General features: G+C 41.2%; 14 protein-coding genes. 1 reads left to right on the forward strand and 13 read right to left on the reverse strand.

Annotation, left to right across the window (positions count from 1 at the left end; all coding sequences use genetic code 11):
* Nucleotides 1–150 precede the first annotated feature (150 nt).
* Nucleotides 151–723 carry a DUF4136 domain-containing protein gene (locus tag B2107_RS17155; RefSeq protein ID WP_293956907.1) on the forward strand — a complete coding sequence of 191 codons (573 nt, stop codon included), beginning with the start codon at nt 151–153 and terminating at the stop codon, nt 721–723.
* 191 nt (nt 724–914) lie between these two features.
* On the opposite strand, the gene B2107_RS17160 is transcribed toward B2107_RS17155, so the two are convergent.
* The 13 genes from B2107_RS17160 to B2107_RS17220 all read right to left on the reverse strand — a co-directional run bounded on the left by B2107_RS17160 (nt 915) and on the right by B2107_RS17220 (nt 23,870).
* Nucleotides 915–1,952, reverse strand: a complete 1,038-nt coding sequence (locus tag B2107_RS17160; RefSeq protein WP_293956909.1) for a GntR family transcriptional regulator — start codon at nt 1,950–1,952, stop codon at nt 915–917.
* Nucleotides 1,953–2,266: 314 nt separating this feature from the next.
* Nucleotides 2,267–3,667, reverse strand: a complete 1,401-nt coding sequence (locus B2107_RS17165) for a glycoside hydrolase family 28 protein (protein ID WP_293956911.1) — start codon at nt 3,665–3,667, stop codon at nt 2,267–2,269.
* Between the two features lie 296 nt (nt 3,668–3,963).
* Nucleotides 3,964–6,042 (reverse strand): RagB/SusD family nutrient uptake outer membrane protein, encoded by a 2,079-nt coding sequence (locus B2107_RS17170; protein WP_293956912.1) that lies wholly within the window; start codon nt 6,040–6,042, stop codon nt 3,964–3,966.
* Between the two features lie 27 nt (nt 6,043–6,069).
* Entirely contained in the window at nt 6,070–9,198 is a 3,129-nt protein-coding gene (locus tag B2107_RS17175; RefSeq protein WP_293956913.1) for a SusC/RagA family TonB-linked outer membrane protein, read from the reverse strand.
* Nucleotides 9,199–9,536: 338 nt separating this feature from the next.
* Nucleotides 9,537–12,278, reverse strand: a complete 2,742-nt coding sequence (locus tag B2107_RS17180) for a glycosyl hydrolase (protein ID WP_293956914.1) — start codon at nt 12,276–12,278, stop codon at nt 9,537–9,539.
* A gap of 12 nt (nt 12,279–12,290) precedes the next feature.
* Complete coding sequence (gene rhaM, locus B2107_RS17185; protein ID WP_293956915.1) at nt 12,291–12,602, reverse strand: L-rhamnose mutarotase; 312 nt, start codon at nt 12,600–12,602, stop codon at nt 12,291–12,293.
* 73 nt (nt 12,603–12,675) lie between these two features.
* Complete coding sequence (locus B2107_RS17190; RefSeq protein WP_293956916.1) at nt 12,676–13,830, reverse strand: glycoside hydrolase family 88 protein; 1,155 nt, start codon at nt 13,828–13,830, stop codon at nt 12,676–12,678.
* Nucleotides 13,831–13,849: 19 nt separating this feature from the next.
* Nucleotides 13,850–15,460 (reverse strand): arylsulfatase, encoded by a 1,611-nt coding sequence (locus tag B2107_RS17195; RefSeq protein WP_293956918.1) that lies wholly within the window; start codon nt 15,458–15,460, stop codon nt 13,850–13,852.
* A 1-nt stretch (nt 15,461) separates the two neighbouring features.
* Nucleotides 15,462–16,241 (reverse strand): rhamnogalacturonan acetylesterase, encoded by a 780-nt coding sequence (locus B2107_RS17200; RefSeq protein WP_293956919.1) that lies wholly within the window; start codon nt 16,239–16,241, stop codon nt 15,462–15,464.
* A gap of 8 nt (nt 16,242–16,249) precedes the next feature.
* Nucleotides 16,250–17,020, reverse strand: a complete 771-nt coding sequence (locus B2107_RS17205) for a rhamnogalacturonan acetylesterase (protein ID WP_293956920.1) — start codon at nt 17,018–17,020, stop codon at nt 16,250–16,252.
* 58 nt (nt 17,021–17,078) lie between these two features.
* Complete coding sequence (locus tag B2107_RS17210) at nt 17,079–18,926, reverse strand: rhamnogalacturonan lyase (protein WP_293956922.1); 1,848 nt, start codon at nt 18,924–18,926, stop codon at nt 17,079–17,081.
* A gap of 41 nt (nt 18,927–18,967) precedes the next feature.
* The gene (locus B2107_RS17215) at nt 18,968–20,290 is read right to left on the reverse strand and encodes a rhamnogalacturonidase (protein ID WP_293956923.1); all 1,323 of its coding nucleotides are present in this window, start codon (nt 20,288–20,290) and stop codon (nt 18,968–18,970) included.
* A 718-nt stretch (nt 20,291–21,008) separates the two neighbouring features.
* Complete coding sequence (locus B2107_RS17220) at nt 21,009–23,870, reverse strand: glycoside hydrolase family 2 protein (RefSeq protein ID WP_293956924.1); 2,862 nt, start codon at nt 23,868–23,870, stop codon at nt 21,009–21,011.
* Nucleotides 23,871–24,116 lie beyond the last annotated feature (246 nt).

The raw sequence follows: 24,116 nt of genomic DNA on the forward strand, positions 1-24,116 counted from the left end.
TTCAATATTGTCCATGAACCATCATGAGTTGGTCGCTAAATACGGTGATAAAATACTCACTCATGATAGATTCATCACAGTTAATAAACAAACCGAGTGAAACGAGCTCATTTACACCGATGAGATCAACACTTATAAATAATTACTACGATGAAAAAGATTCTATTATTTTTGGTGCTTTGCGTTGCACTCGCATCATGTTCGTCTTATCAATACAATACCACTCGGGTAGAAAAGATGGATTTTACGCCATTTAAGACGTATGCTTGGTTGCCTCCGGTCGACTCGTTATCAAAGTCTTATTTTGACAATGATATCGCTAAAACAAATATTCTGGACGCAGCTAATACTGCTTTGGAAGCAAAAGGCCTTCAATATTCCAAAGATAACCCTGATTTGCTATTTCGATACATCACGATTGTCAATAATAAGAGTCGCTTGGTGTATGGTGGCGGCGGTTACTACGGCTGGGGGGGACCCTGGGGATGGTATCGTCCGTGGTTTTCACCATATTACTACGGTGGCGGCTATTACCCAGTTGCAAAAGAACGCTATCGTTACGGTCATTTGATTATTGAAGCTATTGACCGCAAAACAAATGCTGTGATTTGGCAGGCACGCGGCTCGGGAGATGTCGATAACCCAGAAAAAGCAATTAATAACATCAGCAAGGTTGCAAAAGGTGTTATTGATCTGTTTCCCGTAAAGACCTTAAAAAAATAAACAAAGTTTATAAACAAAAGAAAGACTGGTTGACACTAATTAACCGGTCTTTTTCTTTTATATACAACGCCCTCTATTACAAAAAGACAGTTACTATCGGCATATATTTTGGACTGTGCATTCCTTTTGGACTGTGCATTCCTTAAGTATATTCCCCCGCTATGCGAAGAACTCATTATTATATCTTGATTCTAAATCGATGATCTAACTTTCAAATAAAATGGAACCTCAACACGGTCTTTGGATTTTTTTATGATCAATTCGGCTGCTAAACGCCCCATCATTTCAAAATCAGTTGATATGGTTGTAATACCATTGAGGATAAATTTTTTCAATGGTGTTTCATTGTAGGATATCACGCCAACGTCTTTCCCGATGACCAATTTCTTTTGTATTACTTTGTTCAATAATTTCACCAGATCATCTTCGATAATATTAATATAGCACGTTCCCTTCTCTACCTTCTCTTCATCGATATCAGAGACTAATTCATGTTCAAAAGCATATTGCTGGCAAAATTTATAAAACCCTTTGATGATAGCCTTCGGGAAATCACTATAGTCTGGAAAGACCAGTTTTAAGCTTTTGTATTTACTCAATACTTCATTAGCTTCCTCTAAGGCGGAGTAAATATCCTGTTCATAGTTCTCATAAACAGCCGGAAAATCGCCAGGTACATCTTCGATAAATTTGCCCAATAGCATTAGCTTTTCTGAAGGGATTTTCCGGATAATATCAGGGGCCTTATCTCGGCCTTCTTTAAAATGTGGAAATAGGACATAATGGTCATAAGTTTTCGTTAGACTTCCTAAAAGTGTATTTAGATAGGATAGGTCTGAATTGTAAACAAACAAGTCTAAATTTGCGTAGTCGCTAAGTTCCTTCGCAAAAGAATCGTACACAATTTTCTTATGTGCACTGAGCTTATTCAGAAAGATTGCTATCTTGAGTTTTGATTGTACATCTGTCTTATGCACATAATAGCCCTTACCGGGGTTCGAAGCAATAATCTCATTTTTCTTAAGGTATCGGTAAGCCTTTTCAACGGTATCACGTGATATTTCTAAATAGGCACTTAACTCATTAATGGAAGGCAACATATCATCTCGGACCAATATTTCGTTTCTTACGGCATCGGTGATGGTATTTGCCAATTGCAAATACTTTGGAGTAGCAGAGAAATCACTAATTTCTAAAGTTTTTAAAAATTGATTTACTGAATTGGTCATTGTTAGATTTTAAGAAATATAAAATTAACGATTTGTTCATAACTTTTTAAAAAAAACTTAAAAACCACCGTTTTCATAGATCTTTTACGATGCAGCCCATGGGAAAAATCTACTGCCTTCGAATCATATAAACATCCCCTTATTTTAACAGTGAATTTTTTAACAATTGAAATCGTTATATATTGAGCCGCTTAAAATGTAACTGAAGTTTAATTTAAAGGATATTGAACGAACCAATGATTTCTATCTAGCAAATATTGGCGAATTTGGTTCGTTTGGCCTTCGGAGTACTTCTGCGTGACGGATAGGTTATGCTAATCGAAAGACTTGATTTCCTTTCCATTAACAATGACATTCTTTAGCGTAACATGCTTTAGGTAATCTACTTTATAGGCTTCTTTTACACCTTCAATTTTACAATTCACCATTGTAAAATCAGTGACAGGTGAAGATTCATAAGCCGTGGAGAGCACAGCATACTTGCCGCCACCTTTTACCTGAAGGTTTTCGACCCAGATATTCCGAATCGTCGGAATATGTTTTCCGGGCTTTTCATAAAACATATTAAAACGCACAGCTGCCTCTTTATACTGTCCCACCTTCGTGTTATAAAAAAACACATTTTCGATAGTACCGCCTCTACTTGAACTGGTCTTTATCCGAAGGGCACGATCTAGATTTGGACTATCCATCACATTGTTCAGCGCATAGATGTTTTTAGCTCCGCCGGCAATCTCGCTACCGATAACGACACCGCCATGTCCATCCTTCATTTCACAATTTTCGATGATATGATTCTCCGCAGGTCGACCAATATTGCGGCCATCTTCGTCTCGTCCAGACTTAATAGCAATACAATCGTCGCCGGTATCAAAATAGCAATTCCTGATCCATACATTTTTACTTGCTTCGGGATCACAGCCATCATTATTAGGTCCATGACTCACCACTTTCACGCCTTCAATCAACACATTCTCACATAGAACAGGATTGAGATTCCACATCGGAGAATTAATTAACTTCACGTCGGCAATCCAGACATTTTTACATAGATAAGGTTGTACAAAATTGGGCCGGAGAAAATGTCCGTCGCCAAATACCCTTTTTTGCGGATCGATCTCTTCGGCCATCTGCTGATGCAACATTGCGCGTGCAGGCTTTTGTTCGCCAGGGCGGCCTTCATGCCAACCGTATTTGCGTGCACCGCACCAATACCACCAATGATCATTATCGGCATTTCCATCCATTAACCCTTTTCCCGTAATGGCAATATTTTCTTCTTTATACGCATAGATGAATGGGGAAAAATTGACACATTCCATCCCTTCCCAACGGGTGAATACCATTGGGTAATCTGCGCTATCTCGGCTAAAAAGGACTGTTGCCCCTTCGCTGATGTGAAGATTGACATTGCTTTTCAGATAAATAGCACCGGTCAAGTATACCCCTTTAGGAACCACCACCCGTCCTCCACCTTGCTTATTGCAGGTTTCTATTGCCTTTTGAAAGGCTGCCGTATTTTTTGTATTGCCATCTCCAATAGCACCGAAATCAGCGATGGAATAATCTTTATTTCTAAATGAAGGGGCCACAATGATCTTTTTAAGCTGTTCAATTTCTTTTAGGGGTTGCTGGGCACTGTTCCAGGTCGTCTGTTGTGCTTGACCTGCTAGGCAGGCAAAAATTGCGAGGAGCATACTGAGAATCGTTTTCATTGACTTATAATTGTTTCTGGTTATACTTAAATATATGAGCGGGCACCTACAGCCCACTGGCATCGATCGTGAAAATACACAGAATGGCCAATGGGATTTCTATCCATTTAAACACTTCCGTCCCGTGGTTTACAATTTGGTTTAATTAGACTCGCAGTGATAGGCGAATCAAGCTGTAAGATAGCAAAACTAGCAAAGGGACCTATCCTGCGCTATCCTGTAACCGAATGCATTTTTACAAAAAAAACCTTCCCGTTCAGAACGGGAAGGTTAGGTTGAGTTTGATTATAAAAATATTAATAGCCCGGATTTTGCATAGCCTGTTTTTCGGCCGGTGTCAATGCAGCACCACTTTCATTGGTGGTTGCATCCAAGAAAGATTGCGGAATTGGTCGATAGTAATGCGTATTCGGACTAAATACTGTATTACCCCGTACATAACCATCATTGAAAGCCTTCCATCTCGATTCCAAGGTTTTGGTGCGTGCCAGATCTTCCCAGCGGTAGAGTTCGCCACACAATTCGCGCGTGCGCTCATTCAACAGGAAAGCCATCATTTTCTGCGCATTGCTTGCCGCACCCAATTTTTGGTAGATTGGAGCATCTACTGCTGAGTTATAAATATCAGCGACCGAATTGATCAGCATCTGTGTTTCCGAAGATGCCGTGGTTTTAGCCATATCATTATTGGATTCGTAATAAGAGTTCCCTTCCCAGTAGATTGCACCTTCAGCGGAAAAACCACCTCCTTTACCGACCGCATAGGAATTATTCTTATAGGCTTGTCCGCCATCGACATTTTTCGCGCGGTCTTCACCATTTTTATAGCCGGCACGGCTACGTAGTTTATTGATCCACTGTATGGCATTGGCATACTGGCCTTCACCCTTGCGGATATAAGCTTCGGCCACCATCAATACGTCTTCTGCCGAACGTGCCATAATCACATCTCGGGTACCGTTGGCTGAGGCGATACTAACCCGATAACCGTCTCTAAACTTTGAAAGCGCCACATAGCGTGACTGTACACCATAGTAACCGTTATTTCCATGTTTTCCCACCCAGGCTTGCGGTTCTCCTTGAAAATAACGTACAAAGGTATGGGTATTTTGCATCACGCCATTTTTAAGCACCCCTGTTGCATCACTGGCTACTGCCGTGTAGCGCGTATCGCCATTGTTATTTACAATATATTTTATACCCAGCTCACCCCCTTTAAAGCGTTTGGTACCTGCAACAGTCCCTGTAGGCCCAAGAGATGCATTAGTTGCAGTCCATACAGGTGCATTCGCGGTATTATTGGCGCCATACATTGTAATAAAGGATTTCCAGAAACGGGAATCATTGACGCGGTCAAAGACATCTAAGGTATAGTTTGTGGTACGCGCATAGGAGAATTCACGATCGCCCGATATGTCTCGACTCGTTCCACCTAAATCTTGATAAACAGCAGGATAGTAAAGATGGATCTGATTTCCATAACGTCCCCAGGTTGCCTGGTCGTCCGAAAACTGTGCTGAAAGAACAACTTCAGATACTTTTTCATTGGCACTATTCGCCTTTTGATAATCCCATAGTTTTACATAGTCATCAACCAGGGGATGTGCCGCCACGACTTCCGTTCCGTATTTGATAACCGCATCCAAATCTTCTGCGATATATTTTGAATTCCAAGAAGCATATAACTCACTCGCCCGAGTCAGTCTGGCTTTAGCAACGTAATGTGCTGCAGCTGATTTGGTCACACGTCCAAATTCTGTCGCCGAAGCGGGCAGCAAGGCATAAGCCTGCTCCAGATCAGAAATGGCCTGCGCAAAACACGCGTCTTCGGAAGCGCGCGTAAAATAGGATTCCACTTTTGTCGTTGGGGTCAACTTTAAGGGTACACCACCAAACTGTACGATCAATTGTAGATAGAAATATCCCCGCATAAAATACCCCTCGCCTAGACGTGTATTATAGTTGGCATTGGATTTATCGTAATATAGTGGTACATTCTGAATCAGGGTATTGGCCGATTCAATACCGCTATACATATTGTCAAACACCGGCTGAATATTTGCTCCCCCATAGGTTGATTCAGCTGGGTTAAGATCCATACTATAACTATTGAAGCTCGGAGAGGGGTTATTTGCATCCGTAAACTCGTCAACACCTAAATTAAACAAAGCCATGCCCCAGGTATAATTATATTTAAATTTCAGCTTCGAGTAAACTCCTGTCGCCAGATCATCCAACCCTGCCTGTGTTTTAAAATAGTCAGTCGTCGGTGTGGTGATCTGCTCTTCTTTTAAAAAATCTTTACTACAAGCATTTAATCCCAGCAATCCCGCTGATCCAAGCATTAAAGCAATTAATATTTTATAATTTTTCATGAGAATCTTTTTTAATCTTTTTACGGTCTAAAACCCAATGTTTACACCAATTACTGCACCTCGTGTTGTTATTGCTGAGCCAGCTTGTGTCGTGTTATTATTATAACTTGCTAAATCCGGATCCAAGAAATCCACTTTTGAATACAACATTGCCGGATTCATAATTTGTGCATAGATTTTAAAGTTACTTACCCCCAGCTTCGCTAATTTTGTTTTCGGAAAATTATAGCCCAAACTTACATTCCGCAACTTAATAAATGAGCCATCACGATAATTCATGGAAGAACTCCACGGATCTGCCGCCTCTCCATTTGATCCTGGTTGGTAATATTCTGCATCTTCATGAACCCCAGGAATAAAATAATCCAATTTACGCATCATAAAACGACCGCCTAAGGTCTCCGCACCAGCATTAATCATTTGCCCCCAACGGGAGAAAATAAAGAAAGATAAATCAAAGTTTTTATAGGTGAATGTATTCATAATACCTGCTGACCATTTCGGACGATAAGAACCTAATATTTGTGAATCATAGTTTCTGTCCACTTTTCCATCAGGCACACCATCCGGACCACTAATATCTTTTACACGAATTTGTCCAGGTTTCGCCTTGTATTTGGTAGCTTCTTCCAGTTCTGAAGTTTTCCAAATACCATCATAAACTAGATCGTAGGGAACAGAAATTTCCTGACCCACAAACCATTTGTTGCTGATATCACTCGTACGACCGTTTTGCAATTGGATAATTTTACTCTTGTCTTTGGACCAAGTTAAAGTTGTATTCCACTGGAAATTATCCTGTTTGATATTGACAGTATTCAATTGTAAATCAATCCCCCAGCCACCGGTTTTCCCAATATTTGCCCAAGTATTTGGAAATCCTGTTACAGGGTTTAATCCCATCAACATAATTAAATCATTGGTTCGTGTCTTATAGAAATCCAGCGCTCCATTAACGCGGTTATTGAAAAAGCCATAATCTATTCCCATATTATATTGCGTCGTACGTTCCCAACCCAACTCAGGGTTTGCCATGGATTGGGGAGACGCTGCAGAAGGGTCTGATGCAATATAGCCTGGCGTTGAATTCGTTGCACTCCAATTGTAAAAGTTCTGTGTTAATAAGCCTTTAGTTCGATAAGGAGATATTGCCTCGTTTCCTACGATACCAAATCCCATGCGTAATTTTAAAGTATTGATGTAAGATGAATTTTTCATAAAATCTTCTTGATCAATACGCCAAGAAGCAGCTACAGAGGGGAATGAACTCCATTGATGCCCTGGAGCCAATACCGACGATCCATCCCATCGCACAAAAGCAGTTAACATATAACGGTCCTTGTAGCTATAGTTTGCACGAGCCATATAGGATTCCATTTGTCGTTCTGATAAGCCTGTCCCGTAGCTACCGATAAAACCTCCGGAACTAATATTATACCATAGTTCATTTGCACTATACACATCGGTCGCACGCATATCGCTTGTTTCGACATTTTTTTTCGATGAACTCTGTAATAAGGTAATCCCCAAGTGATGATCTGTGCCGAAGTCGCGATCGTAGTAGATCAAATGATCCAAGGTCCAAGCAAGATTTCGAGTTGTCGAAAACCTTACTGCGTTATTTCCGTCACCATTAATTCCTTCAGCCGCATTGGCCAAGCCCGCACGATAATATCTAAACTCCGGCCCAAATTGCACACGATATTTTAAACCTTTTAATGGCTCATAAATCTGTCCAAAATCCAATTGGCTAAAGAAACTACCATTCGCACCAAAAGTCTGCCGTTGATTGGTATTGTATTCCAATTCATTAATTGGATTAATGATATTGATATCACCTGCCGCAGGGTTTCTCAGGTAGTTTCCATTCTCGTCATAGGGTACTGTCCAGGGCAACATTCCTCGTAAAGCGTTGTAGTAATCGCCCGCTCCCGTGACGGATTTAGAAAAGTTATAGCCATAATCTTGATCGGAGAAAAATACATTTAGTGAAGCACCCATAGTAAACCACTTCGTCGGAGTCGCTTCAAAACTTACTTTTGAAGTATAGCGATTAAATTTTTGCCCTGGCTGTGTGGCATCTTGCTTTAAATAGCCAAATGAACCATAACCTTTTGAATTCTCGCCACCACCAGAGACGCTTAAGGTATGTTCAGTAGATAAGGCATTTTTACGGCCAGCATCAGCCCAATCGTAATTACCTACTAAGCTTGGATCCCAAACCGTATTATTATTGGTCCAACCTTTCGCGATATTTGCCCAGGAGGCTGCTACAGAGCCCCACTTTGAAAAGTCACTTGTATAACTAGGTGTTGTTGTTCCAAATTTCGCCAAGCGCGCATAATCCAACCATTGTGCAGCATCCATGTATTCTGTGACATCATACATCTTCTCGAATGTCGCTGTACCTGCATAATTTAATTGTAAACGACCTTTTTTGCCTTGCTTAGTCGTCACCAAAACCACACCATTGGCACCACGCGAACCATACACAGCGGTTGCAGAAGCATCTTTTAAGACATCAATGGTCTCAATATCACTCGGATTGATATTCTCAATGCCACCGGCCTGTAATACCATCCCATCAACTACATATAAAGGGTCTTGATCGGCGTTTAACGACCTTACACCCCTGATTTTTATGCTACCAGTTGTTCCCGGCCGTTGATTTGATGTAATATCAACCCCTGCCACCTTGCCTTGCATCGCCTGCAACGCATCTTTTACGGGCATTGCCTTAAGTTCTTTTTCGCCCACACTCGCTATCGAACCCGTCACATCTTTCTTTTTCATCGTGCCGTAACCAACCACCACGACTTCGTCCATGACATCGACCTTTTGTGCAAGAACTATATTGAAGATATTTTTATTACCCACAGAAATTTCTTGAGGTTCATAACCAAGGCTTCTGAAGGCCAATACATCCGATGGCAGTGCATTGATGTTAAATGACCCATCGGCATTGGTCTTTGCCGTCATAGTTTTGCCTTTTACCTGTACAGTTACACCTTGGATAGGCAAACCTTTTTCATCGTTTACTTTTCCAGTCCGAGCGGTTTGAGCAAATAAATTCAAGGTGCACAGCATCGCCATAAGTAGCAAAAAAGTGTACTTCTTTACATGATGATCAAACCTAATTGTTAAATAGTTTATCATTAAAGTATTATTTAGGTATTATTTTATTCTTTCCCTTTTTGATCTTCGGTAGTGAAAATCGGTTTTCACTATACGAGATAATGAAAGTGTTGGATGATCTTTACGTATTGCTTTATAGGACGACTGGCTTAAAAAATAATCAGATTTCCCCTTAGGCTTATAATGTTGGTTAAAAGTAACAGGATGATTTGTAATAACCATCCTGTTCAATCCTGTCACTGAAAGAGGCTTCTAAATAAAACGGGGCTGTCCAAGAAATTTAGACAGCCCCGTTTCCATGCGATTCATTGCACATCTCTAAGCAGCAGCATTTAAGCTATACATGTATCGTTTTTCATTTAATAACTCCAAATGGTTACGGGCCCAATCAGCCCACTTTCCATGGGCGCCCATTTGCTGGCATCAAAATCTTTATAATTGATATTGACGAAATTAATTTCGTGATAATTTCGCCAGGTAACTTTTTTGCGGTCCAAATAACTAATCCGGTTTGCCATTAAGTTGGCGACTTCAATACGAATCTTGTTTTCGCCATTCACCAATAATGGGGTAATATCCTGTTGAAAAGGAATTGACCATAACACACCCGCGTCCTTTCCGTTAATATATACTCTGGCACTTTCCGCAACACGCCCAAGCTTGAGTAGATATGATTTTGACAAGTCTTTATGGATAGAGAATGTTTTCTCGTAGTTTGCTGTACCCGAAAAATTAACAGCATCTTTATCGCCCCATTCGGTCCACGAAGAGAGCTGATCAAGCTTTTTGGCCTTCGGTAAAACAGGTCCTCCGGCAATAAAATTCACTTTCCAGTCGCGGTCCAATTGAGCCACTTGGTGTAACTCATCCTGATAGCGGAAAGGTTCGCTGGCTTGTTGCTCCGAGGCCAAGACAATCCAAGAATAACCCGATGGAATCTGCACCCGTATCTTTCCATCAGATGATGGCAACTGATAGGTCCGCCCAGTCTGGGGATCCAATAAAGAATAATATTTCGCTTGTACATTCAGCGCGATATGGCGATCCACGGTCTGTCCGCTGTGATTGACTAAATAATAATAGGTATCCTTACCGGCAACTCTTCTTGAAAACTTTAGCCCGGTTTGATTAATCCGTTCAGGTAATATCTGTTCGGTTTCCAGGGCTGAATTAATATCTGTAGTCAAATAGATTTTTCCTTTTCCAAATGCTGTATACTGATTAGCCTTATCTTTATCGAACCCTAGTGATGCAATTAATTTATTGAACAGCGTGCGCCGTTTCTCTAATTGGCTATATCCAGGAACCTCTTTCGGTAATTGCTGGAAGATGACAGTTGCGCCTTGGTTGGCCATTTCCAGAATTTTCTGCAGGGTCACTTCTGAAAAATAATGACAGGCAGGTATATAAATTGCTCGATACGGGATCGCATCCTTTGAGGTTTGTAATTTTCCGCCGTTTACTGTAGTTCCCGCCAAAATTTTATCAGTTGCAAAATCAAAGCTATACCCCCGTTTCTGCAGCTGAACACTTTGTTTATAAAATTGCGTTGGATGTAACCACTCGTCCACATCATGAACCTTTAGTGCCTTATCCATTCCTTTGGCATTATTCCAAATATCATAAATTGGCCAATATACCAGCATTTCATTGTCGGCCCGGCTGGATTGAAGGATGGATTGCACACGCGTAATATATTGATTCAAACCAGTAAGGTGGTCCCAGAACGAGTTTTGCGGAACAAAATTAACGGAAGCATAGAACAACCATCCCGGAAAAGGTACATTTTTCGGCGAATAGGTTGTCCCATGATAGAATACATGATTCACTCCAGCAAGGAATAATTGTTCGACTTCTGGTTTCGTTTGTGACAAAGAAGTTTTAAAATGTTCCGTCAGCCAGGTGAATGTTTCCGAAGAAGTATATTTTTTACCGTATACATTTGTCGCCGACGTCGCAAATTTCGCCATCATGGGGTCTGGATCCACATTACGGATATCAGCAGTATCCAGTCTTAATCCGGGAATATCAAAACTGCTGGATCCAAAGGTTTCACACTCCGCAATATCGGTATCCGCATACAAATCAATCAGATTTCCTGGAGATCCATGGGCTTGATTTTTTGAGACTGCGCTAAAGCGATGGGCAAAATCCGTAAATGGGGTCAAGAAATTCTGGGCAAGCAGTATATTTACAACTTCACGATAATCCGATTTAAGTCCTGCTGTTTTAGCTTCATTCTTGCCTTTACCTACAAAATCCAGCAGATGATCCTGTAACCTATATCCCTTTATCCGTTCGAATGATTGCAAAAATTCATCCGTCCAATTCGCACCGTATACTTCGTAGCTATCGTTAAAAAAAGCACGTACATGCAATGGTTTGTCCTGAAAAGCTTCGGCAAATCTATTGAAATAAGATGCGACAGAATGCTTCCCCAGGTGGTCCAACGTATATCCTTCTCCGCCCGGAGCGGCACGTTTGACTTTCTGCCCTGTTCTTCCAGAAAAGACAGCTATTAGACGAATATCGGTAGGGGCTTCCCATGTTCCGGCAGTCTTTGAAATATGATCATCCAGATTAATCTCGCTATTGTCGGCTCTAAATGCCCGTAATGCCTGCAAAAAGAAATAATGTTGTTTAGGATCCTTTGGCTTTAAGGGAAAGGTGACTTTTTCACCTTTTTTTAATTCAAATTCATCCAAGATCAATTTGGTAGCGGCATCCTTTTCTTTGATTTGAGGCCCCCCAAATGGCCAACCAGTTCCCAAATTGATGTCCACTCCCATGCCCAAGGCATTGGCCTTATCCGTCGTTACCCCCAACATATTCATCCATTGTGGTGAAAGAAAGTTCAGGTAGCTGGATTCAAATCCCTTAGCACCATAAATCGGTGTTACCTCAACTCCACCAAAACCACTTTTTTCAAATAAGGTTAATTCGCGTTCGATATTAGTTCGGTCCACAGCCGAACCGAGCCACCACCAACGCGTCCAAGGCCTCATTTCTTTGGTCACTGCTGGCCATAAATCCTGCGCCATCGGTCGACCGAAAGCCAACAGATTACAGGCAAGCACTAATGATATATAAATTTTCTTCATGTTACAATTGGCCTAATCCATGTGAAATACTTTTTTCAAACTGACCGATACTGGAGAATGATCGGCATGTACTTCCATTATATCGCACATATAATCCCACCATTGCTGAACAATAGCTTCCTTACCCAACTCTTGTGACGAATGTCCTGCTAAATATTGAACAGCAAATAGAGTGTCTGTCTCCTCATCCAAAAAAATGGAATAATCAGACACCCCATTTTCGCGTAATAAGGTTATCAATTCTGACCAGATCGCATCATGTCTCCGCTTATATTCCGCAGACATTCCCGGTTTCAATTTCATTTTAAATGCTATTTTCTCCATTTCTTTTCAGTCTTCAACTATTTTATGATCGACAAATTTTCTTAACTGGCCAATACCTGATGGATGCGGGTACTTATCTGGACAACATTTTATAAACCTCTGTACCCCCCAACAAAAAACATCCCAGCCCATAATCTTCAAAATCCGGTTGACTTGAAAAACTGACCGGCTGACCATCCTTAGGTTCCTTTCCCGTTCCTTGTAAATAGCCCAAAAAACCAGAAGGGTGTACCGCTTCTGCTGTCATTGCTTTCCACGCCTTTTCTACAACAGGTCGATATATTTTAGCATCTAGGAAACCATTATTGATGCCCCAGGCCATACCATAGACAAACAGTGCAGTGCCTGAAGTTTCACGCCCACCAAAATTAGTCGGATCGTGTAGACTGACATTCCAGAATCCATCCGGTCTTTGAATAGGAACAAGTGCTTCCATCATAGCTTTATAATCCGACATGTACTCGGCACGATGTGCTTCGTTCTCCGGAATCAAAGAGAGTACCCTAACCAAAGCTGCCACAACCCATCCATTGCCACGTGACCAATAGCAATCCTCACCATTCGGCTCCTTGTAAGGAGGAACAAAATCCTTATCGCGCCACCAAAGTTTATCGGCCTTATTATAGAGGCCTCCACCTTCTCGCGTTTTTGAATGATGATACATTTTATACATGTAATCAAAGTAAGTTTGATCCTTCGTCATTACCCCCAGTTTAGCATAAATTGGCATGGCCATTTGTATGGCATCAATCCAGGTCCAATCGTCTACTTTTCCAGATTTGATAATGTAATCTATATTAGCTTTAATCTTTTGGATACGCTCAGGCTTCGCTTCAATTTCATAGAGATCCAGATAGGTCTGCCCACAAGCTTGGTCATCGGCATTTCGAGTTTCCAAACCGTTGCGCATACCCCAGTCATGTTTATTTCCCCAATCCACAGCATAATTGTAGTATTCGTTATTTTTATCAATCTGATAAAGTGCCATGAGCCCTTCGTAATAAACGGCTCGGGTCCAGATATTGCTCGGCCGCCAACGGTTGGTATAGATCGGTTTACCGGTGTCTGTCCATTTGTTCATGAAATAACGATTGGTCAGCTGCAACGACTGAAGTACATCTACAGCGGTTAATTCCTGCTTCTGTTCGACAACTTTCTTCGTCGATGAACATGCTGAAAGGAAAAACGCAATCATCAAAGTGGCCGTATAAATATTAAATAGTTTCATGCTTTGTTTGCTTTATAATTTATTTATCAGGAGAATTTCCCTTTTTTTGTACAAGTTGTTCGTATGGTATCACTCCGACTCTTTTCGCCCAATTTTCATAGACCTGAATCATTTCATGATATATTTTCGGAAAAGTGGTGGACAAGTCTACCGTTTCGCTCCGATCGTTTTCTAAATCATACAGATACCAGCTGTGTTCAGGATAGGAAGACACAAGTTTCCATTTTCCTTTGCGCACAGCTTTGTTGCCCTCATGCTCAAAACAAATTTCCCTATTAACATCCCCTTTTTGTGCTGTCCATAGTGGAAGCAAGGACAATCCTTCCATCGGTTTAATCGTATTACCTGCATAGGTTTTAGGATAGCTTGCTCCTGACCATTGCGCCAAGGTTGGCATGATATCGATCAAATGGGCTGGCCTATCAAATTGTTTTCCTACTGGCAGGAATTTCGGTCCATAAGCGATAAATCCGGTGGCATTTCCACCCTCAAACTCCCAATGCTTGAACTTTTTGAAAGGCGTATTGCTCACTGCAGCACCTTCAACTCCATAAGCTGTAAAAGAGCGTGGGTGACTGGCAGGAAATTCGTCAGCTGCTCTAATTTCTGCCGTAAATCCAGCATTGCTTATCGTTTCATTACTCGCGCCGTTATCAGAGAGAAAGATAAAAACAGTGTTGTCCAATTGTCCCTTCGATCGGAGAAAATCAACCAGTCTGCCAACATTCTGATCCAATTCGTCTACCATCGCCGCGTAGACAGCCATCTTTTCGTCCCATTTGACTTTTTCTTCCCAACTGCAATCATTCCAATTTCGCAATGTTGTATCAATTGGTGACAATTTGGTCGTTGGCGGCAATATCCCTAACTGCTGCTGTTTTTGAAAACGCTTTTCACGAATAGCCTCCCATCCTTCCATATATTTACCCCGATACTTTGCAATATCCTGAGGTTTGGCATGTATAGGCCAGTGGGGAGCCTGAAAAGCGAGGTATAGAAAAAAAGGATTCTCTTTTTTAGTTTCTAAATGCTCACCAATGAAAGTCATTGCATAATCTGTATAGGCATCCGAGCTATAGTAATCTTTTGGCGGAACGATCGCCTCATTGTCCAAGGCTATCGTTAATGTTTGATTGGGGCGATAAGGCCGGTTTTCAAAGTAGCTGTTTGCTCCATCAATTAGCCCATAGTAGCGCTGAAATCCACGCTGCCTTGGCCAATTTTCCTTTTCTTGTCCAACATGCCACTTCCCAGCCATATAGGTTCCATAACCTGCGCTTTTCAATAGTTCGGCCAATGTGATCGAATTTCTGTTCAAATAACCCTGATAGGCTGGAAAAGGACGCTTGTTCATCATATCGCCCACACCTGCCTGATGCGGATATAATCCGGTCAATAGGGAAGCACGCGATGGACAACAACGCGAAGCATTATAAAAATTAGTCATCTTAATCCCTTCCTTTGCCATTTTATCCAGATTTGGAGTCTGAATTTCAGAACCAAAGCAACCCAAATCCGCATAGCCCATATCATCGGCCAGAATCAACACAATATTGGGCCGTTGCTGTGCATGCACTTTAAATAGGGTCAACAGAAAAAAGATCGCCAGAGGAAAGGTAGATTTCTTCATACTACATAAATTTCTTTAGTCCTATTTTGGTTTGTGCTTTCAATTGTTCAGCAACGAGTTTAGCATTTAGCATAGCACCTGCTTTAATTGTATGGGTCGCATCTTTAAGATCAAAAAATTCTGTTTCTACTTTCTTTTTCCCCAATGTTTCATACTGGGCAATCACGAGATCCTGCAAGGGGATAAAAAACGCATTGGCCTGTTGTGCAGCTTCTTTTGCCCATGTTGCGTAATCCGATTTGCGTACTTGGTTTCCTTCCCAAGCATTGCGCGGAATGGGGGAACAAATAATTGCTGTGGCTCCTTTGTCTTGAATATTTTTCACAAATCGACGTAAGTAAAAACCATAACTATAGACAACCTCATGTTGCTTCAGCAATGGATTATACACTTCTTGGTAATCGTCGCCATTTCCTTTTATCGTTCCACGAGCACGTAACGTATCCACAATAGGACTTGAATCATTATGTCCAAATTGCATAAGGACAAAATCGCCCGGCTGTATGCTATCCAGTACCCTCTGCCAAAGTTTTGGATTGTTATAAAATGTCCGGGTACTTGTTCCCCCCAAAGCACGATTCTTGACATTGATTTTATCTAATTTAAAATACTGACCCATCAAACTTCCCCAGCCCCACTGTCCATTGGCCCCATTTCCCTGTCCGTTTTTTACGGTGGAATCACCAATAATAAATAAGGTCGGTTTATGCTGTTTTTCCAAAAAAGACATACTGATTACAGCGGAAAGGACCGCAGCCCAAGGCAACAATTTCAATTTCATCTTCGTTTTTATTTAATGTATTGTACCAATTGGCTTTTAATTCTCCGAAATCCTTCGATTACAGACAATGCATTTTCTCTTGCTCCAGCTTTATTCGTATGCGTATGGTCACCTGGAAAATAATTGGATTTTACCCGTTCAGCACCCAGCTGATCATATTTATCTGCGGTAATACTATTCAGATCCAAAAAAGGAACGCACTGTTCTTCTGCAATCTGCCTAGCCCACAAGCCAAAGTCGTTGTCGGCCCGTTTCACCTTACCTTGATTATCCCATTGGTTGCGCGGAATCATGGATAACAAAATTGGTCTTACCCCCTTTTTCTTTGCTTCAATCACAAAACGGCGAAGGTTTTCACCGTAAGTGTGCACGATCTCCTTCTTTCCATTTCCCCAATCCAGCACAACGGAGTCCTGGCCAATGCCCCGCAGCACACCCCGATAGCCTTGTTTGCTGGTATCGGGCTTACTGCCTTCGTTGTGGCCAAACTGAATCAATAAAAAATCTCCCGGCTTGAACAAAGAATCAACTTTTGCCCATCTTCCTTCTTTGACAAATGTTCGTGTACTACGCCCCGCCATCGCATGATTGTCTACACGGATTCGTGTCGTATCCAATAATTCAGGAAGCAGGGTACCCCAGCCCCAATATTCCTTATTGCTGTTCCTAACGGTCGAATCACCGATAAGATAAATCGTAGGTCTATCTTGCTGTTTTGCAAAAGATATCAAAAGAACGGCTGTTAGCGCCATCCCTATCCATTTTATTGTATGCTTCATTTGTTAACTTATCTATTTCTTTTAAATCAGACAGTTCTAGTCGTACACTTCTAAATTTCTATTTTATGCGGGCAGGCTTTACCAATTGTATATTTGGGCTAACTGGACGATCCATACCTACACCAAGGTAATAACCAGTATGTGGGGGTTGATTATAACCTACATTCTGCCATGCTATACTCAAGCGATACTGTGGATCATGCATCAACGTATACGCCCTTTGCGTTGTAGGGATCGTTGTTGTATAAATACGTAGGCTTTGGTTGTCATCTGCACGGAGGATCAATTCTTCACGCCAATCGCCAAAGATATCCGCGCTCAGGTTAGGTGTACTTTTAGTTCCATTGATCGATGATGCTCCAATCGCCGTAAAGATTCGTTCTATTTTCCCATTTTTATATTTTTCAATATAGTTGCTGTTTAAAAGTTCACGGCTCAAATCAGCATCCCACCAAATCAGAAAATTGGTCGATCTCGGAGCCGGTCCTACACGATTACCTTTGGTATCGTACATATCTCGAGATCCCAGCCACCACAGATACGCCCCTTTATGATCGGGATCTATATTTGCAGCAACACCGCGAGGAATATCTTGGTCTATTGCACTTTTAAACAAAATTGCCCCGGTTTTGGCATCCAATAAAGCCACACCAGTCCCTTTCCGCCCACCTTTCAGTTCATGGATTCCAAAAATCTCCAGGCCGGGTCTATCCGGATCCAAATCACTGACATGCAAAGCATCACCATGCCCAAGACCTGTACTATATAGACCTCTGCCATTATCATCAATAACCATCGAACCAAAGACAATTTCATCTTTGCCATCTTGGTCTACATCCGCAACCGTGAGATTGTGATATCCCTGACCAGAATACGGATCTTTACGCACTTTGCTATCAAATACCCAACGGTTCACTAATTTTTTATCTTTAAAATCCCATGCTGCCAGAGCTGTCCGTTCATAATATCCCCGCGTCATTATAACACTAGGATTTACACCATCCAAATAGGCTACACAAGCCAGAAATCGGTCACTTCGATTGCCATTTGTATCCCCCCATGAACTTAGCTCTCCGCGTTGTGGCAGATAATCAACCGTACTCAGGGCTTTTCCCGTCAATCCATCAAATACCGTTAAGTATTCAGGACCTTTCAATATACGACCAACTGTCCGCGAATTTAATACGGTATCACGCCAATCGGCCTGTGCATCACCAATAACATTTCCCAGTCCATCTTTCGTACCGTCGGCCGTTTTACAGACTAACTCCGCACGGCCATCACTATCGAGGTCATAAACCATAAATTGGGTGTAATGTGCCCCTTCACGGATATTTTTACCCAAATTAATTTCCCATAAAAAAGTACCGTCCAGTTTGTATGCTTGCAATATAGGTTCGGAAGTTATGCCATTGTGCGCATTGTCGTGTCCAACACCAGTCTGATGAACAATAAGTTCATACGTCCCATCACCATCCAAATCGCCGACGGAAACATCCCCAGGCATATAGCCTTTAGGAGTGCGTAAAGGAATATCCAAGTATTGCTGTACTTTTTGATCTTTCGATAAGGTCAATTTAGCAACTTCTTTTTCTTTACCTCTGGTTACTATATCCAAAATGTAGGTAACATCTTGATTCAAATCGACATGATCGTCCAAAAAATTAGTCCCTTTGGTCAAAGGTGAAGTATTTAGTTTTTTCAGCTGACCATTCCTTTCCTTTCTATAAATTGCGAAGGCTGTATCAAAATCGTCAGTACCAAGCAAACGCCAGCTTAAAAAAACAGCGTTATCCGTCGTTTTTACAGCCACCATCCCCCGATCCAAAAACTCCATTTTACGTTGACCTGAGACGGATAGGGAACCGATCAGCGCCACAGTCAAAAGAACAAGTTTTGTCTTCATAATTCAAGGTCTAAGCCACAGCAATATCCTGGTACATATTATTATTGCTTTTTACTGTTAACAGTCACCTGATTCAGGACAAAGTTTTTAACATATTCCTTATGAATCACGGGATCTTTGGCGGCGCGGACATGCAGATTTTGAAATGTAAAATCCGACAGCACATATTGCTCCGAGTTGAGTACATCAAATACGATGTCGCAATCTAGGTCAATATTGCGCAAAACAATATTTTTTGCATAAGACATTTTGATATCTTTTTCGCCTTTCAAATCAAAAAATTGGGTCCAAGGTTTAATAAACAACATGCTATTGACATTTCCCTTTACATTTTCGATCAAAATGTTTTCATATTCCTGTGGCGTATCTGGCCGCATCTTTAACTGCAACAGCTTGCGTGCTTTATCTAAGGTATTGTTCCTAAAAATCACATTGTAACTATGAATAGATTCACTGCCACAAGTCAGTGCGCTATGACAAAAACCAAAGAAACAGTTCTCAATAATAATATTTGAGTTAGGTCCATTATTAGGATCTTTATCAGACTTTGGCCCTTTACCACCTTTTAATGCAATGGCGTCATCATTAACGGATAAGTAACAATCCTTAATCAATACATTGCGGCAGACATCCAAATCAATCGCATCTGAACTAGGCGCTTTCACAGGTTCCTTTGGCGCCGAAATGTGCAAACCGATCAATTTGAGATTTTCACATTTATAATAATGTGATGTCCAAAACGGTGAATTGATCAAACGAATGCCCGAGATTTGTACGTCCTTGCTATTGGACACATAAAGTAAGCGCGGACGCATCTCGTCCATATTTGTGCATTGTGGATTAAACTGTCTTCGAAGCCAAAAGGATCGCCAGTAGCGCAACCCGTTTCCATCGAGTGTGCCTTTACCCGAAATTGTAAAACCATCCACCTGATCCGCATTGACAAGCGCCAAAAAATATTTCACTGTCTGACCTTCCATTCGAGTCTCCGCTAGCGCAAAATCTGCGATATCATCACTTCCTTTTAACACAGCGCCTTCTTCCAAGTGCAAGTGTGTCTTTGGTTTAAAAAATAAGGATCCACTCAGGTAGACACCTTTAGGCACTATGACTACACCTCCACCGCTGGTATAGGCCTTATCAATAGCCTGTTGAATTTTGGCAGTTTGCACGATGGTGCTATCTGCGAGCACACCAAAATCCGTGATGAGAAATTTCTCTCCGAGCGTTCCGATCTCAGTCGATTTTACAGTCTCGAACCATTTTGAGATTGCTGTTCCGTCCGGAAACTTGCCTTGCGCATGTGCATTGGACAAGATGGCAATTGATGTAAGCAGAAGTAAAAATCGAAAGAATTTTTTCATCACAATTTAGTTTTATTTTAAGTCTTGTTTCCCCGCTTGTCTACAGCTTAATTAAAAAATGTAGACAATGACTTCGAATTGATTAGCGTATTTAAGAATGCTTAATAAGTAGCTTGTTTTAAAAGTATCAACATTTTTAACAAGAGCCATCCTGTAGTATCCTGAACAAAACAGACAATACAGTCAGAAAGTGCTCGTTTTCATGTATAATAAGGTTAAAAACAGGGATTCAACGCCATTCGTAATATATTTGTTATAGAATCCTCAACTCCATACCAACTTATTACCAACTTATTACCAACTCCTAACTGCAACCACGTTGAGTGCACAGTGAGTCCACGTTGAGTCCACCTTTAAAGGTTGATTCACTATGCTTTCACCTTTTTAACAATCCGTTTGCAGTCAGGAGTTGGTATGGATTTGGTAATACCTTATCCTTAAGAAAGTATATCCAAACCACCTTGTACTTTCTTGCTTGGTAAAATTAGAAGATCAATGGCAATCCCGAACTTCCAATTCAGACCGTACAATTGAAGGATGAACATCTTAAAAAAACAACATCAACTGCTATTCAAAATAAATACGCCAATGATTTTTCCTACACGAATAGCGATAAAAGTGAATAAAGCACAACCTTTTTGGGGTCAAGAAACCTAAATAAGCATTATTGAAAAGAATACATACTATTAGGGGTACACCTTTTTTATGCATTATTCTTTTAATCCGTCAACACATTAACCTTAGGCATCACAAATTGTGTATTTTCTTTTTCGCCTTTTGGGGTTCCAAAATAAAAATAGAGTGTCCGGTTAATCCTTTTATCCATTTGATTAAGCTCACCCGCGGGTCCATTCACCCCAGCATTTCCATTAATTCCCAATGCCAGTTTTGTTCCAATAGGGGGAATAGCATCTAAAAAGGAAATATCTCCAGACGGCAATTGCGGATATCCTTTAGGACCGGAAATTCCGTAAAACTCGAACAATCGCACAAATAAATCTTCCTGATCTGTTGCGACCAAAAACTTACCTTGCACGGTATTGAATTGTACCCAGCTAACATCGGAGAAGTAGCCTTTAAATTCAGGAAATGCCCATGGACCAATACCGGCTTTTCCATCATTGTACATTTTTTCCCATGTATTTAGGGTGACACCTTGCATCCTATTCTTCCATACGCGATACGGTCCATTACCGAGCCATTTGGCCCCAATAATATAGTTTTCAGGAAAGTTGAAGCTTACTCCGGCATAAGGCACCGTTTTTTTCATATTGTAAGCATAATCAAGTTTCAACCAGCCGTCTGGCCGCATCGTCCAACGGATAAAGCTTAGATTGCCATCAAACATAAACTCAACAACTTCATTTTTTCCATCCTGCCAACGTTTAGCACTTTTCAGCTCCGACTGTCCATCAATAAGCACCGGGCCATTATTAAAAGCTAATTTCATGCTATAATCATTGGCTAGATCAACCAATAATCCTGTTTTTTTGGAGATAAAAGCTGTTATTCCGTTTGCCTTGAGGATAAAATTCACACTGTCCTCTTTCGCTTCAACATCGGTCGAAGATTTTAAAGGTAGAATTTCAGCTGTAAGAACCTGATTGGATTTTACACGCCATGTCCAAGTATAAATTTCCTCCCCATGTGGGTCAGTTGCCATCAATATTAGCGCATCATATTGTTTCCAATCGCTCGGTAAATTCAACTGCACGTTTCCTTTTTGAGTCGGCGCCAATACAGGACTATTTATCTTTAGTTTCAACACCGAGTCCACCCCTGCTTCTTCGGCATAGGGTTGTTGATACGTCACCAATTTACCCTCAAACCTGCAATCTTTTAGGTCTGTAAAGTGATATCGATTTTCCACGGAAATAGTTCCATTGAAGTCGGCAGGTAATTTCTTCATCGTAATATGCACAGGTGAATAGATTTCCCGAATAGCATAGAAACTTCCCTCTTTTTCGCGATGTGGCCCAAGGATTCCATCGGGGGCATTTACGCGATTGACATCAATCGCATTATTGAAATCTGTACGCACAATACCTTCATCTGCAAAATCCCAGATAAATCCGCCGGCACCTAATTTGGCATTCCAGTGCAGCTCCCATATATCCGCCAATCCTGCCGCAGCACCTCCATCATCCTGTGCGTGGAGAAATTCCGTTGGCATATAAATATTTGGTCCTTCCAGAATTTTTTTTGTCGAATAAAAATCTTCATAATGGTTACAGTCGATTCCATTGATTGCATTTCCCGGTCTATGATGTGCATGAATGACTGTTCTCGACGAAAGATCATATTTCTTGTACTCGTCTACAAGTTCTTTATTATGTCCACCTTCATTGCCGTTGCTCCAAAGTATAATGGAAGGATGGTTGGCATCTCGAATAACCATTTCTCGCACCAACTTTTTACCCACAACAGTACTGTATGCTTTTTGCCAGCCAGCCAATTCATCCAAAACATATAAGCCCAATGAATCGCAATAGGCCAAAAAAGATCTATCTGGCGGATAATGCGAACAGCGGACCGCATTCATATTCATTTCTTTGATCAATTTAACATCGTTCAGATCCAATTGTGCGTTTACCGACCGTCCGGTTTCGGGCCACCATACATGACGATTAACACCTTTCATCTTCACTTTTACACCATTGACATAAATGCCATCTCCTTCGCGAACTTCGATCGTTCTGAAACCAAAACGATCTTCGTGTTTGTACCCTTTATTCTTTCCGTTCCATAGCGTGTACGTGACCTGATATAGGTTTGGTGTTTCAGCGGTCCATAATAAAGGGTTTTCAACTTTCATTTCGACCAATTTCACTGAGTCTTTCGCAGTAATTGGAAACTGTTGAATCGCGATCACATTACCCTTCAGATCTTTGATCTCTACCGATAGTTTATTAGCCTTAGAGAGCCCCTCTAAGTGCACATTGCTTCGAAAAGCTCCGTCTGCCTTTGCATCGATAGCTGTCCAACTGATATGCTCTTGTGGTGTCGCCTCGAGGTATACAGGTCTATAAATGCCGCCTAAAATCCAATAATCTGCAAGGCGCTCCGCATTGTTAACAGATTTGTCAGAAGACATTTTTGATACAGTCGCTTCCAATATATTGGCCTTGTCAAAGCTGATCTTGTCGGTGACATCGTATTTAAATTGATAGAAAGCACCTTGATGAATATCACCGGCCAGCTTCCCATTGATCTTAACTTCGGTATCGGTCATCGAACCTTCAAAAACAAGGCTTATTTTTTTACCTTTCCAGCTTTTTGGAACAGTAAATTGATGCCGGTACAAACCTTTCTCATCGTGAAAAATGAAGTTCTTGCCATAAGTCACATAGTCCCGACCATAGTTATAAGCCCCAAATCCCTGTTGTTCCCAATGACTGGGAACCGCAATCTTATCCCATTTTCCAGCCTTACGTCCCCCGGTTACCCAGAAGTCCCAATTAACGGTACGATCGTTGTCAGTTCCCGAAAGATACTGTATTTCTTTCCCAATCTGCGCTGAGGCGATATTTGCAACCATAACGTATATCAAAGCAAAGAAGAGAATTCGAATTTTAAGCATCGGTTTATTCATTTGGGTTAGCAAACTCCTAAAATAAAAAATTCAGGACGCACCAGTGTCCTGAACTTACCTGAATGGTTTCAGATCTAACCCCATACTTTTGGAACAGTACAGCACAGGATGACAAGTTCATTTGGTTTACGTAAACTTGCTGTATTGAATCGGTAGCTTTTCAATTTAATTGGCCTGTACATATGTTATGATTTAGATGAGATGGTTTAAATCAAAGGAAAGCCTATAGTAAAG

The organism is Sphingobacterium sp. UBA7855, assembly GCA_002500745.1.
GTDB lineage: Bacteria > Bacteroidota > Bacteroidia > Sphingobacteriales > Sphingobacteriaceae > Sphingobacterium.

What these genes read in the sequence shown, in the direction of transcription:
- B2107_RS17155 (WP_293956907.1), top strand. Translation starts at nt 151, where the DNA reads ATGAAAAAGATTCTATTATTTTTGGTGCTTTGCGTTGCACTCGCATCA.
- B2107_RS17160 (WP_293956909.1), bottom strand. Translation starts at nt 1,952, where the DNA reads ATGACCAATTCAGTAAATCAATTTTTAAAAACTTTAGAAATTAGTGAT.
- B2107_RS17165 (WP_293956911.1), bottom strand. Translation starts at nt 3,667, where the DNA reads ATGAAAACGATTCTCAGTATGCTCCTCGCAATTTTTGCCTGCCTAGCA.
- B2107_RS17170 (WP_293956912.1), bottom strand. Translation starts at nt 6,042, where the DNA reads ATGAAAAATTATAAAATATTAATTGCTTTAATGCTTGGATCAGCGGGA.
- B2107_RS17175 (WP_293956913.1), bottom strand. Translation starts at nt 9,198, where the DNA reads ATGATAAACTATTTAACAATTAGGTTTGATCATCATGTAAAGAAGTAC.
- B2107_RS17180 (WP_293956914.1), bottom strand. Translation starts at nt 12,278, where the DNA reads ATGAAGAAAATTTATATATCATTAGTGCTTGCCTGTAATCTGTTGGCT.
- rhaM (WP_293956915.1), bottom strand. Translation starts at nt 12,602, where the DNA reads ATGGAGAAAATAGCATTTAAAATGAAATTGAAACCGGGAATGTCTGCG.
- B2107_RS17190 (WP_293956916.1), bottom strand. Translation starts at nt 13,830, where the DNA reads ATGAAACTATTTAATATTTATACGGCCACTTTGATGATTGCGTTTTTC.
- B2107_RS17195 (WP_293956918.1), bottom strand. Translation starts at nt 15,460, where the DNA reads ATGAAGAAATCTACCTTTCCTCTGGCGATCTTTTTTCTGTTGACCCTA.
- B2107_RS17200 (WP_293956919.1), bottom strand. Translation starts at nt 16,241, where the DNA reads ATGAAATTGAAATTGTTGCCTTGGGCTGCGGTCCTTTCCGCTGTAATC.
- B2107_RS17205 (WP_293956920.1), bottom strand. Translation starts at nt 17,020, where the DNA reads ATGAAGCATACAATAAAATGGATAGGGATGGCGCTAACAGCCGTTCTT.
- B2107_RS17210 (WP_293956922.1), bottom strand. Translation starts at nt 18,926, where the DNA reads ATGAAGACAAAACTTGTTCTTTTGACTGTGGCGCTGATCGGTTCCCTA.
- B2107_RS17215 (WP_293956923.1), bottom strand. Translation starts at nt 20,290, where the DNA reads ATGAAAAAATTCTTTCGATTTTTACTTCTGCTTACATCAATTGCCATC.
- B2107_RS17220 (WP_293956924.1), bottom strand. Translation starts at nt 23,870, where the DNA reads ATGCTTAAAATTCGAATTCTCTTCTTTGCTTTGATATACGTTATGGTT.